Origin of the sequence: Pseudomonas sp. G(2018), from assembly GCF_005502415.1 — a bacterium.
GTDB lineage: Bacteria > Pseudomonadota > Gammaproteobacteria > Pseudomonadales > Pseudomonadaceae > Aquipseudomonas.
The window spans coordinates 19,518-35,198 of sequence record NZ_SCOO01000021.1 but is presented as its reverse complement, the minus strand read 5'-3'; the positions used below and the strand labels follow the sequence as shown (position 1 = coordinate 35,198).

General features: G+C 59.0%; 16 protein-coding genes and 1 pseudogene. 2 read left to right on the top strand and 15 right to left on the bottom strand.

Annotated elements, in window-relative coordinates:
* The first annotated feature begins 501 nt into the window (after positions 1 to 501).
* A pseudogene (locus FFS64_RS19400) lies at positions 502 to 1,324 on the top strand (cytochrome c).
* A gap of 200 nt (positions 1,325 to 1,524) precedes the next feature.
* On the opposite strand, the gene FFS64_RS19395 reads toward FFS64_RS19400, so the two are convergent.
* From FFS64_RS19395 to FFS64_RS19345, 10 genes are all read right to left on the bottom strand, one after another.
* Positions 1,525 to 2,334 carry a transglutaminase family protein gene (locus tag FFS64_RS19395; RefSeq protein WP_137806747.1) on the bottom strand — a complete coding sequence of 270 codons (810 nt, stop codon included), beginning with the start codon at positions 2,332 to 2,334 and terminating at the stop codon, positions 1,525 to 1,527.
* On the bottom strand, positions 2,331 to 3,281 hold the full coding sequence (locus FFS64_RS19390) for an alpha-E domain-containing protein (protein WP_077044641.1): 951 nt from the start codon (positions 3,279 to 3,281) through the stop codon (positions 2,331 to 2,333). Before FFS64_RS19390 ends, FFS64_RS19395 begins: the two co-directional genes overlap by 4 nt.
* 12 nt (positions 3,282 to 3,293) lie before the next feature.
* A complete protein-coding gene (locus tag FFS64_RS19385; RefSeq protein WP_007971899.1) occupies positions 3,294 to 4,703 on the bottom strand; it encodes a circularly permuted type 2 ATP-grasp protein in 1,410 nt (469 codons plus the stop codon).
* Between the two features lie 471 nt (positions 4,704 to 5,174).
* Positions 5,175 to 5,519 (bottom strand): ribonuclease E inhibitor RraB, encoded by a 345-nt coding sequence (locus tag FFS64_RS19380; RefSeq protein ID WP_007988090.1) that lies wholly within the window; start codon positions 5,517 to 5,519, stop codon positions 5,175 to 5,177.
* 212 nt (positions 5,520 to 5,731) lie between these two features.
* On the bottom strand, positions 5,732 to 5,965 hold the full coding sequence (locus FFS64_RS19375) for a hypothetical protein (protein WP_137806746.1): 234 nt from the start codon (positions 5,963 to 5,965) through the stop codon (positions 5,732 to 5,734).
* A 215-nt stretch (positions 5,966 to 6,180) separates the two neighbouring features.
* On the bottom strand, positions 6,181 to 7,056 hold the full coding sequence (speE, locus tag FFS64_RS19370) for a polyamine aminopropyltransferase (RefSeq protein WP_137806745.1): 876 nt from the start codon (positions 7,054 to 7,056) through the stop codon (positions 6,181 to 6,183).
* A 263-nt stretch (positions 7,057 to 7,319) separates the two neighbouring features.
* On the bottom strand, positions 7,320 to 7,511 hold the full coding sequence (locus FFS64_RS19360) for a PLDc N-terminal domain-containing protein (protein WP_137806743.1): 192 nt from the start codon (positions 7,509 to 7,511) through the stop codon (positions 7,320 to 7,322).
* Positions 7,512 to 7,593: 82 nt separating this feature from the next.
* Entirely contained in the window at positions 7,594 to 8,124 is a 531-nt protein-coding gene (locus FFS64_RS19355) for a hypothetical protein (RefSeq protein ID WP_137806742.1), read from the bottom strand.
* Between the two features lie 97 nt (positions 8,125 to 8,221).
* Complete coding sequence (locus tag FFS64_RS19350; RefSeq protein WP_137806741.1) at positions 8,222 to 8,740, bottom strand: ankyrin repeat domain-containing protein; 519 nt, start codon at positions 8,738 to 8,740, stop codon at positions 8,222 to 8,224.
* A 96-nt stretch (positions 8,741 to 8,836) separates the two neighbouring features.
* Positions 8,837 to 10,675, bottom strand: coding sequence for a long-chain-acyl-CoA synthetase (locus FFS64_RS19345; RefSeq protein ID WP_137806740.1), 1,839 nt, complete (start codon positions 10,673 to 10,675; stop codon positions 8,837 to 8,839).
* Positions 10,676 to 11,021: 346 nt separating this feature from the next.
* On the opposite strand from FFS64_RS19345, the gene FFS64_RS19340 reads away from it, so the two are divergent.
* Positions 11,022 to 11,297, top strand: coding sequence for a DUF3509 domain-containing protein (locus FFS64_RS19340; protein ID WP_095196811.1), 276 nt, complete (start codon positions 11,022 to 11,024; stop codon positions 11,295 to 11,297).
* A gap of 105 nt (positions 11,298 to 11,402) precedes the next feature.
* Here FFS64_RS19340 and mtnC read toward each other — a convergent pair whose 3' ends face one another.
* The 5 genes from mtnC to aroC all read right to left on the bottom strand — a co-directional run bounded on the left by mtnC (position 11,403) and on the right by aroC (position 15,624).
* Positions 11,403 to 12,086 (bottom strand): acireductone synthase, encoded by a 684-nt coding sequence (mtnC, locus tag FFS64_RS19335; protein WP_137806739.1) that lies wholly within the window; start codon positions 12,084 to 12,086, stop codon positions 11,403 to 11,405.
* Positions 12,087 to 12,090: 4 nt separating this feature from the next.
* Positions 12,091 to 12,636 (bottom strand): acireductone dioxygenase, encoded by a 546-nt coding sequence (locus FFS64_RS19330; protein ID WP_137806738.1) that lies wholly within the window; start codon positions 12,634 to 12,636, stop codon positions 12,091 to 12,093.
* A gap of 99 nt (positions 12,637 to 12,735) precedes the next feature.
* Positions 12,736 to 13,356 (bottom strand): methylthioribulose 1-phosphate dehydratase, encoded by a 621-nt coding sequence (locus FFS64_RS19325; protein ID WP_137806737.1) that lies wholly within the window; start codon positions 13,354 to 13,356, stop codon positions 12,736 to 12,738.
* The gene (locus FFS64_RS19320) at positions 13,353 to 14,504 is read right to left on the bottom strand and encodes an MFS transporter (RefSeq protein WP_171017105.1); all 1,152 of its coding nucleotides are present in this window, start codon (positions 14,502 to 14,504) and stop codon (positions 13,353 to 13,355) included. Before FFS64_RS19320 ends, FFS64_RS19325 begins: the two co-directional genes overlap by 4 nt.
* A gap of 28 nt (positions 14,505 to 14,532) precedes the next feature.
* Positions 14,533 to 15,624 (bottom strand): chorismate synthase, encoded by a 1,092-nt coding sequence (aroC, locus tag FFS64_RS19315; protein WP_095196815.1) that lies wholly within the window; start codon positions 15,622 to 15,624, stop codon positions 14,533 to 14,535.
* Positions 15,625 to 15,681 lie beyond the last annotated feature (57 nt).

The window sequence follows — 15,681 nt, the reverse complement described above, 5'->3', positions numbered from 1 at the left end:
TCACGCTCAGACGGACGGTCATCCATGACTGGATGAACCGGTTAAAGAGACGCAGGTGTCTAGCAAAAGGCCGCCCAAGAAGCTGGCAATAGGCCTCATACCTTTTTAATAGCATCGAGTGAGAACTCCATACTAAATGGATCTAAAACAAGCGTGACGCGGCCTCTAAGGTGAAGTTATACGAAGTTGTCGTCGGGTTTTGCCGAGGCACTTGTCCTACAGGAAGTGCAACGTTTGCCGTCATGGATATATGCAGGCAGGCACCAGGAAATAACAAAAAAAAGGCGGTCAGCCATGTTCAAACAATCGAAAGTTCGCCAAGCAGGTCTCATTCTCTTTGCCACGACATTGTTATTGATTTTGCCCAACCTGACCAAGGTGATCGGCTAGTCGTTATTCAAAAAATACGGCACCAGAGTTTTATATCGCCACGATAAAAATGTGACTGGCTCGCTACCCGGGCCAGCGTGGCTGTGCCAACCTTTGTGGCACTTCCACGACATGGACGGCGATCATTTTGAAAACGTTTATCCTGCTTGGGGCGTTGCTGCTCGGCACGCCTCTGCATGCCGCACAGCTGAATCTGGAGCTGGGCGAGTACAGTCGCACCTGGCAGACCGAGGAGTTGCTCAAGCACCCTCAAGTCCTGACCATCAACATCCCCAATGATGTTTCCTACAAACGGGACATGAGCTACCGCGCTGTTCCTTTGGCGGCGTTGTTGACGGACGTTAAACCTGACGATCATTTGCAAGCTGTTGCGTCCGATGGATTTGCCGCGGAATTGTCGGCGGGACCGCTACTCAATACCCAGGGCGCGCGAGCCTGGCTGGCCATCGAAGATCCGGCGAAACCATGGCCGCCGTTGTCAGAAGGCAAACACAGCGCCGGGCCGTTTTACCTGGTCTGGACCGACCCGCGGGCAGGCAATATCAGCCCGGAACAATGGCCGTTCGAACTGGCCAGCATCAAGCGCCTTGCGCCGGTGGCCGAGCGCTTCCCTACCCTGCTGCCTGATCCCGCGTTGAAGGCAGACGACCCGGTCAACAAGGGCTTTGCGCTGTTTCAGAAAAACTGCCTGGCGTGCCATCGATTGAACGGTGCCGGGGACTCGCAGTTCGGGCCGGACCTGAATATTCCGTACAACCCAACCGAGTACTTCGGTGCGGACTTCCTCAAGCGCTACATCCGTGATCCGCAGAGTTTGCGCCAATGGCCCCAGGCGAAAATGCCGGGCTTTTCGGCCGAGGTGTTGCCGGATGAGGACCTGGGGATGCTGGTGGGGTATTTGAAGCATATGGTGGGGCGCAAGGTTAAACCCTGAACTTGTATTACCGGGATTGGCCTCTTCGCGAGCAAGCCCGCTTCCACACTTGTACGGCGCATGAATCAGATTTTGTGTTCACTGAAAGTCTCTGTGGGAGCGGGCTTGCCCGCGAAAGCGATATCACGATCACCCATGCAGTGACAGATAGTCCGCAATCGCGGGCAAGCCCGCTCCCACAGGGTTTTGTGGTGAACTTGTTATTGTTGTTGCACGCAGATCACCGGCGCAGGCGTGGGCGACACGAACACCTTGGCATGCATCTGCTCACACCCGCCGCCTCGACGCATGCCGCGCACCGGGCAGGCATCCAGGTAATCCAGGCCCACCGCCAGTTTCAAATGGCGCTCGGGGCGGGCCAGTTCGTTGGTCACGTCGAAGCTGTACCAGGCGTCATCGAGCCAGGCTTCGGCCCAGGCGTGGCTGGCCAGATGTTCACAATCTTCGCTGTACAGATAACCCGACACATACCGCGCCGGAATGCCCAGGCTGCGGGTACAGGCGAGAAAGGCATGGGTGTGGTCCTGGCACACGCCCGACCGCCCGGCAAAGGCCTTGGCGGCGCTGGTGTCCACTTCGGTAGCGCCCGGCGTATAGGTCATGTGCTGGTTCAGGCCATGCATCAGGTCAATCAGCGCGGTGCGATCGCGGCGTTGCTTGCATTCCTTCTCGGCAAATGCGCGCAATGCCGCGTCAGCTTCAGTCAGGCGGGTGAAACGCAGGAACGGCAACGCCGACTGACTCTCGTGTTCGGCTTCGCGCAGTTCGTCGATGTCGACCTGGCCACGGGCACCGATGATGATCGCCTCGTGAGGCTCGTCCATGGTCAGCACATGCAGGATGTTGCCGAACGGATCGAGTTGCGCACGCACCGGGCGCGGCAAGTCGAGCTGCCAGCTGAGCACGTGCTGCCGCTCGCTGTCGTGGGGGGTCAGTCGCAGATACTGGATGCTCGCCCGCACCTGATCTTCGTAGTGATAGGTGGTCTCGTGGCTAATGGAAAGTCTCATGCAGCCTCCAGGTAGGAACTGTGAATCGCGTTGCCCAACTGGCGCACCAGCGGGATGAACTCGGTCAACCAGGCGTGCAGGCCTTCGTCGAGGATTTCGGTGATGCCGGTGTAGCGCAGGCGCGCGTCCATTTCCGCCGCCAGGCGTTGCGCCGGTCGGCCATTGGCCCCCGGCAACTGGGCAAGGATCTGGTCGATTTCTTCGGTGCAGGCGCGCAACGAGCGCGGCACGTCGGCCCGCAACAACAGCAACTCGGCCACATGCCGGGCGCCGGGAGCGTCACGGTAGATTTCGGTATAGGCCTCGAACGACGACAGGGCCCGCAGCAAGGCACTCCACTGGTAATACGCGTGGGCCGTGCCGTCGCTGACCGCTTCGGCCTGATCGCCGGCCATTTCGTAACGGGCATCGAGCAGGCGCAAGGTGTTGTCAGCGCGTTCAATGAACGTCCCCAGGCGAATGAAGCGGAACGCATCGTTGCGCATGATGGTGCCGTAGGACGCGCCCCGGAACAGGTGGGAACGCTCCTTGATCCACTCACAGAAACGGCTCATGCCGTAGCGACTCAGGCCCTGTTCGGCAATTCCGCGAATTTCCAGCCAGGTCGCGTTGATGTTTTCCCACATGTCGGCGGTGATTCGCCCACGCACCGCGTGGGCACTGGCACGCGCCGCACCCAGGCAGCTGTAGATGCTCGCCGGATTCGCCGCATCCAGGGCGAAAAAATGCAGCAGCCGTTCGGCATGCAACTCGCCGTGGCGTTCGAGGTAATCATCCAGGGTGCCGGTAATCAACAGCGGCATGGCCAGTTCGTGCAAGCCGTTGCCACGACCATCCTGCGGCATCAGTGACAGCGAATAACTGATGTCGAGCATCCGTGCGAGGTTTTCCGCCCGCTCCAGGTAACGCGACATCCAATACAAATCCGAGGCAGTTCTACTTAACATGACAGGCTTCCTTCAATCCTCGACCACCCAGGTGTCCTTGGTTCCGCCACCCTGGGAGGAATTCACCACCAGTGAGCCTTCGCGCAGGGCGACACGGGTCAAGCCGCCGGGCACGACCCGGGTTTCGCGGCCAGACAACACAAACGGACGCAAGTCGATATGGCGCGGCGCGATGCCGTTTTCGACAAAGGTCGGACAGGTCGACAGCGACAGTGTCGGTTGCGCGATGTAGGCATGGGGCTTGGCGATGATCCTTGCGCGGAAGGCTTCGATTTCCGCGGCGGTCGCCGCCGGCCCCACCAGCATCCCGTAACCGCCGGAACCCTGGGTTTCCTTGACCACCAGTTCCGGCAGATTGGCCAGCACATGGGACAGCTCGGACGGATTACGACACTGCCAGGTCGGCACGTTCTTCAGGATCGGCTCTTCGTCCAGATAAAACCGGATCATGTCCGTGACAAACGGGTACACCGATTTGTCATCCGCCACCCCCGTACCAATGGCATTGGCCAGCACCACATTGCCGGACCGATAGGATGACAGCAGCCCCGGCACGCCGAGCATCGACTCCGGATTGAAGGCAAGTGGGTCAAGGAACGCATCGTCGAGGCGGCGATAAATCACATCAACGGCTTTCGGCCCATCGGTGGTGCGCATGAAGACCTTGTCGTCACGCACGAACAGGTCCGCGCCTTCCACCAGCTCCACACCCATCTCTCGCGCCAGAAACGCATGTTCGAAGAACGCACTGTTGAAGCGCCCCGGCGTCAGCACTACAACGCTCGGGTTGTCGATCGGGCTGGAGCTTTTCAGCGTATCGAGCAACAGGTTCGGATAGTGATCGATGGGGGCGATGCGTTGCGCCGCGAACAGCTCGGGGAAAAGACGCATCATCATCTTGCGGTCTTCGAGCATGTAGCTGACACCGCTGGGCGTGCGCAGATTGTCTTCGAGCACGTAGTACGTGCCGTCGCCGTCGCGCACCAGATCGACACCGGAGATATGCGAATAGATATCGCGGTGCAGATCCAGCCCCTGCATCGCCAACTGGTACTGTTCGTTGGCCAGCACTTGCTCGGCCGGAATGATGCCGGCCTTGATGATCCGCTGCTCGTGGTAGAGGTCGGCGAGGAACATGTTCAACGCCTTGACCCGCTGAATGCAGCCCCGCTCGACCACCCGCCATTCACTGGCCGGGATGCTGCGTGGAATGGTGTCGAAGGGAATCAGGCGCTCTGTCCCCTGCTCATCACCGTAGAGCGTGAAAGTAATCCCGGCGCGATGAAATAACAGATCGGCCTCGCGTCGCCGTTGTGCCAGAAGCTCGTCAGGCGTTTCGGCCAGCCAACGGGCAAACTCCCGATAATGCGGGCGGACCTGGCCGCCGGCATCGTACATCTCATCAAAATAGGTGCGGATCATGCCGTACTCCTTGTCACCCGGACGTCCGGACCTTCGCAAGGCCCGTGCCATCGGCATAAACGCTTTGATATCAATCAGTTGGATATTCAATACACAGACACCGCACCAATCCTGTGCGGTAACTGCTCCAACCTGATCGCCCCCGCTTCATTGCAAGGCAATGTTGTTGCCTATCACCAGCATAGCCAGAGTTGATTTCACTGCCCGGTTAACGCTGTGGATAATCCGTGCATCCGCTGAAAAAACTTCACCAGCGTCTGTTTGATGAAGTCTTCAGCCTCACTTATTCGGTTGCTCCGGCAACCCGGTCCGGCATGCTCCGACCGGTTTCCCTCCTTACCGGTCTTCCCTTTTAGCCACCCGCTCAGGTGGCTTTTTTTTGGTTTGTTGAAACGCAGTTTTTATTCTGCGAAAACGAAAACGGCCAACCCGAAGGTCAGCCGTCATCGCTGGTTGCTGCTGTTCATAATGTTATGCGAGTCGCCCTCGTACCTCCTGCTTGACTCCCCAGCCCTCAATGATGCCGCCCAATGGCTCGACTACCGCTTCGAAACCTTGCTCGAAGTCGCCGATGTCATCATAGGTGGCGTACATGACCTTGCTTAACTCCAGCGCCCAGGCACCGTCGTCGCGCACACTGACTTGCGCATTCAGGGATTCCCCACGATGAAAATGACCTGCCGCCCTGCGTGCCCGCTCCTCATCCGGGAAAATGGCGTAGAACTCAATGGGATGGAATCGTGAAAAGTCGAAACCGCCTTCTTTCATGCGGCGCAGCACGCTGCTGCTGATGTCTTCTTGATAGGCTGTGCTCATGAAACGTCCTCCTCAAACCGATGGATAGACTTTCCGTACTCCCTGCGCACGCAACCATGGCTGCGGACGTTTCGGCAACCGATGTGCCGGCGGGAAACAAGCATGTAGCTGACAAGACCAGACCTTAGCGATCCATTCGCTGATCTCGATTGCAGAGTAGCCTCAGGATAGAGCCGCTGCCAAGGCCTGGTTGAGAATGTGACAGGAGTTGTTCAGATTGGCGTGATGCCGAGGATTTCAATGCTGTTCTGGGTTTTTAGGTTTTTGACGCTCGCGTCAGGGGTTCGCCCTTCCAGATCGTTCAAATCCAGCTTGGCGGCGACAGGGAGGAGCCGTTCCTTGATGAGCCTGGCGGCCTGCTCGTGACTCGGGCATTCCTCGCACTCGAAGACTTCGTCGATCGTTTCACCATGATCATCCACGAAAGTGACTTTCCACTTTGACATCGGAGCCTCCTCTATCAAACCCGCGAATGGGCTTACACCTATCTCGACTTTAACTCGAATTGATCGTTCCAATGGATTACATCGCACTCGCCTAAAAACACAAAACCTGTAGAAGCGAGCTTGCTCGCGATGGTCGTTAACGATTAAACGTGTTTACTGGCTAAACACGGCGCTCTCGAGTCCATCGCGAGCAAGCTCGCTCCTACAGAGGGTCTTCAGTCGTTGCTTGGCTTGCCCACTGCTTGCAGCACGTACTGTGGCAAAGCGAAGGCGCCGATGTGTATTTCCGGATTGTAGTAGCGCGTGACGATACCGCTGCCTGCAAAGCGCTGTTGCAGGGTTTCACGGGATAACTTGCGATAAGCGGTATTGGTCGAGCCCCAAGCGAAGGTCATCGAGCCGCCGATGTAGGTCGGTACCGCGGCCTGGTAGAAGTGCCAGTCCGGGAACAGACTGCGCAGGCGACCGGCGGTGGTTTTGACTTCGTCGATCTGCATGAACGGCGTGCCGTTCTGCGTCACCAGGATGCCGCCTTCATTCAGGCAGCGATGGCAGGCCTGGTAGAAGTTTTCCGAGAACAGCACTTCGCCCGGGCCGATCGGGTCGGTGGAGTCGGAAATGATCACATCGAACTTTTCAGTGGTGGTGGCGACGAAACGCATGCCGTCGTCGATCACCAGGTTCAGACGTGGATCGTCATAGGCACCTTTGGAGTGATTCGGCAGGAATTCCTTGCACATATCAACCACAGTGCCGTCGATCTCGACCATGGTGATGTGTTCGACGCTGCGGTGCTTGGAGACTTCACGCAGCATGCCGCCGTCGCCGCCGCCGATGATCAGCACGCGCTTGGCGGTGCCATGAGCGAGGATCGGCACATGGGTGAGCATCTCGTGGTAGATGAACTCGTCGGCTTCGGTGGTCTGGATCACGCCGTCCAGCGCCATGACCCGGCCCATGCGCGGGTTTTCGAAGATGACGAGGTGCTGGTGTTCGGTGCGCACTTCGTGCAGCAGTTTGTCCATGCGAAAACGCTGGCCGTAGCCTTCGTAGAGGGTTTCCAGGTAGTCGCTGGTTGGGGTAGTGCTCATGGGAAGTGCTCCGATGAATGCGGGTGGCAACGGACGGTTACCCGCCCATGATGGCCAATCGATCGCCTCGATTGCCCGGGAAAGGCGCGCATTCTACGTTGCGGAACATGACAGGTCGAACCTCAGTTAATCGGTTTGCAACAATCCCTGTGGGAGCGTGGCTTGCCCGCGATGGATTCGCTTCGGTGTATCTGACAGACCGCGGCGCCTGCATCGCGGGCAAGCCCGCTCCCACAGGTTCGGTGTGATTTACGAGAGTTCGGTCAAATCCGTACATCCCCCCGTGGCCCGGCAATGGCCCAGATGATCAGGCCCAAAACCGGCAGCAACAGGATCAACAGCACCCAGATGATTTTCATCCCGGTGGAGACGCCACTTTTCAGCACGTTGATGATGGCCCAGATGTCCAGGGCGAGAATGATCAGGCCGACCAGGCTGTTGAACGTGGAACCCATGGTGACGCTCCCGAAGAGTGGTATGCCCCCTTAGGATAGCCGGCCCGGCCAAGGGTTCCGTATTATTGAAAGCTTTACCGTCTCAGACGTGGATGGCCACTTTCAAGGCTTCCAGGGCGGGCGCAGCAGCGATGCCAACTTCGGCGCACAACTCGAGTACCCGTGGCACGTCGTTGCCGTAGACCAGTACCACTTGCAGCTCGTCGTCGAGCAACTGACTGAAGTTCATCAGTGTGTAACCACCGTTTTCCTTGTTCAGGCTGCTCATTTGTACCTGGATGCGATTGAGCGCAGTCAGGGCGTCGGTCTTGGCCAGTTGCTTGGGCTTGAGGTTGAACTCGACGCCCGGACCGAAGGAGGCGACGATCTGGGCGAACAGGTCCATGTAAGTGTCTGCCTGGAACAGCACGGTTTCGGGCAGACTGCCGACGACCACCCACTCGCCCAGCGGAATCGGGAAAGTGTCGTCGTAGTTGATGTCCGGATTGGCGCTCAGAAAACCCTGTGGATCCGCGTACGCCTGGGCCGCTTCGTCAGCGACCTTGAGGATTTCGTCTTCACCCATGCACCCGGAGCTGATTTTGCTGATGAGTTCGACGAGTGCGGCTTTCATGGGGCAGATCCTGTAGCGAGGGAGTTTTGAGGGCGCGAAGGATAACGCATTACGCCGTGCAATGACTGTAGGAGCAAGCGTTGCTCCAGGTTTGGGTTTAGCCCAGCAGTTTCTCCAGCTGCGCAACGGTATCAACCGCACCCATGGTTTTCGCCGCATCCAGCGCCGTAATGCCGTTGGCGTCCTTGGCTTTCGGGTCGGCGCCTTTGCTGATCAGGTAGTCGACGATGGCGACGCGATTGAACATCGCCGCCATCATCAACGCCGTACGCCCGTCGAACGACGAACCCTCGACTTGCGCGCCACCTTCAACCAGTGCCGTGACCACCGCCAGGTCACCCTTGAAGGCAGCACCCGCGATCGGACTCTGACCGTTATCGTTGCGGATTTCCGGGTCGGCCTTGTGTTCGAGCAGGACTTTCACGGTGTCCACATGGCCGTGGTACGCGGCCAGCATCAGCAAGGTGTCGCCCTTGTGATTGCGCAGGTTCGGCGGCAGGCCTTTGGTCAGTAGCGCAGCCATCATGGCCGCATCGCCCTCCCGCGCCTTGTTGAATACCTGTTCGGCAAACTCCGCAGCTTCTTCGGGGGTCATCTGGCGGCTTTTGTCTGACATTGAGCACTCCACATTCAATTATTCGCAAAGCCGACAGTTTCCCGAGCAGCCCCGACACTGTCACTTCTTTTTTCTGATGCGCGGCGATAGCCACATTCAATAACGATGCAAGCCACTGTGAATCTCGGCCAGCACCTGTTCGGTGACCTGCACATAAGTGTCGGTTCCCGGCAACCACGCATAGATCGGGTCATCGCCGGTTCGCCCCGGGTCGAATGCCTCGTCCTTGAGCCGGGTCTTCTGATACTTGAACGTCCCGGTGGTTTCCATTTTCACTTTCACCCTCAGGAACAACGGCACTGCATAGGCCGGAAGCTGCTGTCGGATAAACGCCAGCAATTCGCTGAAATCCAGGGTCGCCAGGGATTCGGCGGGCGTGATCGCCGCCATTCCGGCCCGGCCGTTGGTGTTGCGGATTTCCACGCCATAGGCCACGGCTTCGGAAATAAGCGGGTGTTTCAGGAGCATGTTCTCGACTTCGGTGGTCGAGACGTTTTCCCCTTTCCAGCGGTAAGTGTCGCCGAGGCGATCGACAAACTGCGCGTGGCCGAAGCCAATGTTGCGCAGCAGGTCGCCGGTGTTGAAGTAACGGTCGCCCTTCACGAACACATCATGAAGGACGACTTTTTCGGTTTTCCGCGGGTCGGTGTAGCCATCCAGCGGCGCCTTGTCATCGATCTTCGCCAGCAGCAGCCCCTGCTCGCCTTTGCCGACCTTGCGCATGAAGCCATTGGCTTCACGAATCGGCGCACCACTGTCGTGGTCATACGCCGCCAACTCCCAGGACATCAGGGAAAAACCGACGGTGTTGTCGAAATTCAGAATGTTGGTGAAACCGATATTGCCGTCGCTGGCGGCATACAGTTCGCAAATGTGATTCACGCCAAAGCGCGTCTTGAACTCACGCCAGGCACCGGGACGCAGGCCGTTGCCGATCATCTTGATCACGCCGTGCTTGCTGTCGTCGGCACTGGGCGGTTGATCGACCAGATAACGACACAATTCGCCGACATAGCCGATGGTGGTTGCGTGGTACTTGCGTACGTCACTCCAGAACTGACTGGCGCTGAACTTGCGACGGATGGCAAACCCCGAGGCACCGCTGATGGCCGAGCCCCAGCACACGCAAAGGCCGGTGGCGTGATACAGCGGCAAGGTGCAATAGACGACATCTTCAGGGCGCATATCCAGCGCAATCATCCCGAAGCTGGCGGAGCTGCGCATCCAGCGTCCGTGTTTGAACACCCCGGCCTTGGGCAACCCGGTGGTGCCCGAGGTGTAGATATAGAAACAGGGGTCATCGAAGAAAACCTGCTCGCCGCTGGCAGGGTTGGCACTGTCGGCATCGACGCTGGCCGTCATAAGATTGATGAAACCTTCGGGGGCCATTCCAGGATCGCGGTAAGTGTCTTGATCGGCGACAAACCAGGTTCGCCCCGCCGCGATCGCCACCCGCCCGCGCACCGCCAGAAACGCCGGGACAAGCTCCTCGCCGACCACAATGGCGGCCGGTGTCACCAGATTCAGGCTATGGACCAGGGTGTCGCAGGTCTGCGACGTGTTGAGCAAGGCACTGATCGCGCCAACCTTGGCCACCGCCAGTATCGTCACCAGCAGTTCCGGGCGATTCTCGATGAATACCGCCACCACATCGCCCTTGCCGATGCCTTGCTCGATCAGGTGATGGGCAATGCGATTGGCCCACTGATTGACCTGTGCATAAGTCAGCGAAACCTCACCGTGCATCAGTGCAGGGCCACCAGGATTGCGCAGGGTTGCCTGTTCGAAACTCCAGCCCAGGCCACACGGTTGGGTCGGATCCTTGACGTTGGCGAGCTTCATTCCCTTGACCACCCGTGGAAGGACTTTGGCAATGGAAGGCAGCTTGCGGAGCATCATGCCCCAGGTAATCGTGTCGCTTGAGGTGCGGCTCATGGTTGCTCCCGTTCGATCTTTTTATTGTCGGGCGGCGCTGATTGAAGCCCGAAAATACGTCAACGGTTCTTGAGCTGTACACGCGGTTTTTGAAATGTTTTGTATCTGCGATAGCCGTGTTGGAAATCGCGAGCATCAGCACACAAAATGGTTCCATCGAATCGCCGACGACCACGCAAAATGCAGGATGCACGATGGCCATTCTTGCAAATTGCACGAAAGTGAAAATCGGCTAAAAAATTAAACCATTGTTTTTAAAGGACATTCTGTAAAGCCTGGTACTGGCACAATCACTGCAACGCTCTGTGCATGCTTGCCATTCAAGTACTCACGGAGCTGAATAGACATGAGCCTGATCCAGGAAAAATTTTCATCCTTGTTCTCCAACTTCGAAGTCACCACCCAGGCACGACCTGACGGCGGGATTCTGCTGACCCTGAGCGCCGAAGGCAAAGTGTTCAAACGCTCGATTTCCTATCAGCAATTGCACAATGGCGATCAATTGTCGTGGGTCATCAGCGCCATTCGCCGCGACCTTGCTGAACAGGCCAGCGAACTGCCGCAGATTTCCATGCTGCAAAGCCAGCAGCGGTTTGCACTGCCGACTTATCACTCGGCCTAAAAGCGAAGCCCTGTAGGAGCGAAGCTTGCTCGCGAAGGCGGCGTGTCAGGCGGCATAAAATGTCGAATGATCCGCCGCCTTCGCTCCTACAGGGTCATGTGTTGTTTAAAAAGTGGAAGGATCGATTCGGGCAAAACTGTCCACAGTGATATGCCCCACCAGTTCGCCGCCTTCACGGGCCAATCCGCAGGTGGCCATTCCCGCCATACGCGCCGCGTCCAGCTCTTCGACGATGTCCGACAGGAACAGAATCTGCGAGGCCTCGAGCTTGATGGCCTGAGCGATATTGGCGTAGGACTGCGCTTCGCGCTTGGGCCCGGACGTGGTATCGAAGTAACCGCTGAACAGCGGCGTAAGATCCCCCGCCTCCGAACACCCGAAGATCAGGCGCTGGGCCTGGATCGAACCGGATGAATAAACGAACAGTTGATAACCGGCCTGATGCCAGCGTTGCAGCGCTTCAACGGCATCCGGATACACATGCCCCTTGAGTTGCCCGGCCTGATAACCCTGCTCCCAGACCATCCCTTGCAGCGCCTTGAGCGGCGTGGCCTTGCGGTCTTCGGCAATCCAGCCCAGCAGGATTTCGATGACCCGCTCGACGTCGGCATCAGGCTCGTTGCTGTCCCGGCGCACGGCGTCCAGTTGTTCGGTCACGTCGCTACGCGCGGCGTGCTGGCTGACGAACGTCGGTAAATGTTTGGCCGCGTAAGGAAACAGCACGTCGAACACAAAACTCACCGCGCTGGTGGTGCCTTCGATGTCGGTGAGAATCGCTTTGATCGGCATCGATTCAGTCCTCAAGACGCGGGAATTGGCCGGCGATGTTGTCGCCGGTGAAATTGGCCACCCAGCCTTCCGGGTTGTTGAACAGGCGAATCGCCACAAAATGCGGATGCTCGCCCATGTCGAACCAGTGCCTGGTACCGGCAGGCACCGAGATCAGGTCGTTTTTCTCGCACAGCACGGCGTAGACGTAATCGTCGATGTGCAGGGTGAATAAACCGCGACCGGCGACGAAAAAGCGCACTTCGTCTTCACCATGGCGGTGTTCTTCGAGGAACTTGGCGCGCAATTCGGCTTTTTGCGGATGGTCGCTGTTGAGGCTGACCACATCGACCGTGATGTAGCCGCGTTCGGTCATCAGCTTGTCGATTTGCTCCTGGTACGCGGCGATCACTTCTTCCTGAGTCGCGCCAGGCTGGATCTTCGTCGCGGCTTGCCAGCGGTCGAAGCGCACGCCCTGCTCGGCCAGGGTCGAAGCGATGTCTTCGAAATGGGTCAACACCTTGTTGGGAATTTCAGGGCTGGAGACGTGATAAACGGACAGGCTGCTCATGGGGCAATTCCTCGGTTTCGGCCGCGCCGTCCGGTTTGTGGACACCGGTCGGGCGCAGCGCTGCATCAGGCGATGGGCGACTTGTGGATAAGTCTGCCGTTAACGGTTCAACACACTGCGAGTCTTCAACTCGCACTCGAACAAAAACTCGAAGGCCTCGATCTGCCGCAGGGCATCGCTCATCCGCGCGCCCCAGGTGTAGAGGCCGTGGCCGCGAATCAGGTAACCGACGCAATCGGGATGGGCGTCGAGCCAAGGCTGCACCTTGGCGGCGAGTCGCGCAATGTCCTGATCGTTGTCGAAAATCGGCACCCGCACCCGGGATTCGTGGGTCGATACACCGCTGAAGGCCTTTTGCAGTTCGTAGTCTTCGAACTCGATAAAGTCTTGCGGCGTGAGTCGCGACAGCACCGTGGCGTTCACCGAATGAGTGTGCAGCACCGCGCCGATCTCCGGGCGCCAACTGTAGAGCTGCGTGTGCAGCAGGGTTTCGGCGGACGGTTTCTTCCCCGGCTCCAGACTGTTGCCCGCCAGATCGGTGGCGAGTACATCATCGAGGCCCAACTGGCCCTTGTGCTTGCCCGACACCGTCAACAAGGCTTCAGTCGGCGACAGTCGGGTCGAGTAATTGCTGCTGGTAGCCGGCGACCAGCCGCGGCCATACAGAAAACGCCCGGCGTCGATGATTTCCTGGGCGAGGTGTTCACGGGTAAGGCTCATGGCCTGTCCTCTTGCATACGTGTGGCAATGATAACGGCAGCCGCGAGGGCTGCGAGACTGGCAATACTAAAAGTCCATGCCGCGCCGAGGGCGTTCCAGCTGTAGCCGGAATACAACGCGCCCAATGCGCCGCCGGTGCCGGCCAGTGCGGCGTACAACGCCTGGCCCTGCCCTTGCTGGCGCGCGCCGAAGCTACGCTGCACGAAGGAAATGGCAGCGGCGTGAAAGCTGCCGAACGTCGCCGCGTGCAGGATCTGGGCAAACAGCAGCACCCAGAGAAATTCGGCCAGCGAACCGAGCAGCAACCAGCGAAACGCCGCCAGCAGAAAACTCGCCAGCAGCACCCGACGCAACGATAAGCGCGCGAATATCTTGCTCATGGCCATGAACATCAACACCTCCGCCACCACGCCAACGGCCCAGAGCATGCCGATAACGCCACGGCTGTAACCCAATCGCTCAAGGTGCAGGGTCAAAAACGTGTAATACGGTCCGTGGCTCATCTGCATCAGTGCCACGCAAGCGTAAAACGCTAGCACGCCGGGGCTGCGCAATTGCTTGAGGAAACCCTCCCCCGTCGGTCGGTTGCCCTGCGCCGGTTGCGCGTTCGGCACCCACAGGCTGCTGAGAACGATGCCGGCCATGATCAGCACCAGCGCCGCCGGGTAGATGTCGAGGCTGAGCCATTCGAACAAACGCCCAAGCGCAACCACGGTGATGATAAAACCGATGGAGCCCCACAAGCGGATCTGGCTGTAGCGCGATGTCTGGTCTTTAAGGTGTGCCAGGGTGATGACTTCGAATTGCGGCAACACCGCATGCCAGAAGAATGCATGCAAGGCCATGACCATCGCCAGCCAGGCGTAAGTCTTGCTGACGAAAATCAGCGAGAAGGTCAGCAGCGTGCAAACGGCACCGAAGCGCACGATGGCCAGGCGCCGGCCGGTGTAGTCACCGAGCCAGCCCCAGATGTTCGGCGCCACGCAACGCATCAGCATGGGGATCGCCACCAGTTCGCCGATTCGCGCCGGGGTAAATCCCAAGTGATCGAAGTACAGCGCCAGAAACGGCGCTGTCGAACCGAGCAAGGCGAAATAGAACAGATAGAAGCTGGAAAGCCGCCAGTACGGAAGCGCCGCCACCGCCATCAGACTGCAGCGGCTTTCAGGTCAGCCATTAAAGCTGACCCAGCACCGGCGTGCTCACGCGCACATCGGCGTTCTGTCCACGGTGGCGCAACAGGTGATCCATCAGGACGATGGCCATCATCGCTTCGGCGATCGGCGTGGCGCGAATACCGACACACGGGTCGTGACGGCCCTTGGTGATGACCTCCACCGGGTTGCCGTTGATGTCGATGGAACGACCCGGCGTGGTGATGCTGGATGTCGGTTTCAGTGCCAGGTGCGCAACGATTGGCTGACCGGACGAAATGCCGCCGAGGATGCCGCCGGCGTTGTTGCTGAGGAAACCTTCCGGGGTCATCTCATCGCGGTGTTCGGTGCCGCGCTGGGCGACACTGGCGAAACCGGCACCGATTTCCACGCCCTTGACCGCGTTGATGCTCATCAGCGCATGGGCCAGCTCGGCGTCGAGGCGGTCGAAGATCGGCTCGCCGAGGCCCGGCATTACGCCTTCAGCCACCACGGTAATCTTCGCGCCGACCGAATCCTGGTCGCGGCGCAACTGGTCCATGTAGGCCTCTAGTTCCGGCACTTTGTCGGGATCAGGGCTGAAGAACGCGTTCTGCTCCACCGAATCCCAGGTCTTGAACGGGATTTCGATCGGCCCGAGCTGGCTCATGTAGCCACGAATGACGATGCCCTGGGTGGCCAGGTACTTTTTCGCAATGGCGCCAGCGGCCACGCGCATGGCCGTTTCACGGGCCGAGCTGCGACCACCGCCACGGTAATCGCGCTCGCCGTATTTGTGGTGGTAGGTGTAGTCGGCGTGGGCCGGGCGGAACAGGTCCTTGATCGCCGAGTAGTCCTTGGACTTCTGGTCGGTGTTGCGGATCAACAGACCGATGGAGCAACCCGTGGTGCGACCCTCGAACACGCCGGAGAGGATTTCGACTTCGTCGGCTTCCTGGCGCTGGGTGGTGTGGCGGCTGGTGCCGGGCTTGCGGCGGTCCAGGTCACGCTGCAGATCCTCCAGGGAGATCTCCAGGCCCGGCGGGCAGCCATCGACAATGGCGACCAACGCCGGACCATGGCTTTCGCCCGCGGTGGTGACAGTGAACAGCTTGCCGTAGGTATTGCCGGACATGCAGGACGCTCCGTGAAATCGAACCCAAATACGTAATGCGCGCCAGTATACGCAGGC

Bases quoted from the DNA above. Each gene is read 5' to 3' on its own strand.
- FFS64_RS19395 (WP_137806747.1), bottom strand. From the start codon at position 2,334: ATGAGACTTTCCATTAGCCACGAGACCACCTATCACTACGAAGATCAG.
- FFS64_RS19390 (WP_077044641.1), bottom strand. From the start codon at position 3,281: ATGTTAAGTAGAACTGCCTCGGATTTGTATTGGATGTCGCGTTACCTG.
- FFS64_RS19385 (WP_007971899.1), bottom strand. From the start codon at position 4,703: ATGATCCGCACCTATTTTGATGAGATGTACGATGCCGGCGGCCAGGTC.
- FFS64_RS19380 (WP_007988090.1), bottom strand. From the start codon at position 5,519: ATGAGCACAGCCTATCAAGAAGACATCAGCAGCAGCGTGCTGCGCCGC.
- FFS64_RS19375 (WP_137806746.1), bottom strand. From the start codon at position 5,965: ATGTCAAAGTGGAAAGTCACTTTCGTGGATGATCATGGTGAAACGATC.
- speE (WP_137806745.1), bottom strand. From the start codon at position 7,056: ATGAGCACTACCCCAACCAGCGACTACCTGGAAACCCTCTACGAAGGC.
- FFS64_RS19360 (WP_137806743.1), bottom strand. From the start codon at position 7,511: ATGGGTTCCACGTTCAACAGCCTGGTCGGCCTGATCATTCTCGCCCTG.
- FFS64_RS19355 (WP_137806742.1), bottom strand. From the start codon at position 8,124: ATGAAAGCCGCACTCGTCGAACTCATCAGCAAAATCAGCTCCGGGTGC.
- FFS64_RS19350 (WP_137806741.1), bottom strand. From the start codon at position 8,740: ATGTCAGACAAAAGCCGCCAGATGACCCCCGAAGAAGCTGCGGAGTTT.
- FFS64_RS19345 (WP_137806740.1), bottom strand. From the start codon at position 10,675: ATGAGCCGCACCTCAAGCGACACGATTACCTGGGGCATGATGCTCCGC.
- FFS64_RS19340 (WP_095196811.1), top strand. From the start codon at position 11,022: ATGAGCCTGATCCAGGAAAAATTTTCATCCTTGTTCTCCAACTTCGAA.
- mtnC (WP_137806739.1), bottom strand. From the start codon at position 12,086: ATGCCGATCAAAGCGATTCTCACCGACATCGAAGGCACCACCAGCGCG.
- FFS64_RS19330 (WP_137806738.1), bottom strand. From the start codon at position 12,636: ATGAGCAGCCTGTCCGTTTATCACGTCTCCAGCCCTGAAATTCCCAAC.
- FFS64_RS19325 (WP_137806737.1), bottom strand. From the start codon at position 13,356: ATGAGCCTTACCCGTGAACACCTCGCCCAGGAAATCATCGACGCCGGG.
- FFS64_RS19320 (WP_171017105.1), bottom strand. From the start codon at position 14,504: ATGGCGGTGGCGGCGCTTCCGTACTGGCGGCTTTCCAGCTTCTATCTG.
- aroC (WP_095196815.1), bottom strand. From the start codon at position 15,624: ATGTCCGGCAATACCTACGGCAAGCTGTTCACTGTCACCACCGCGGGC.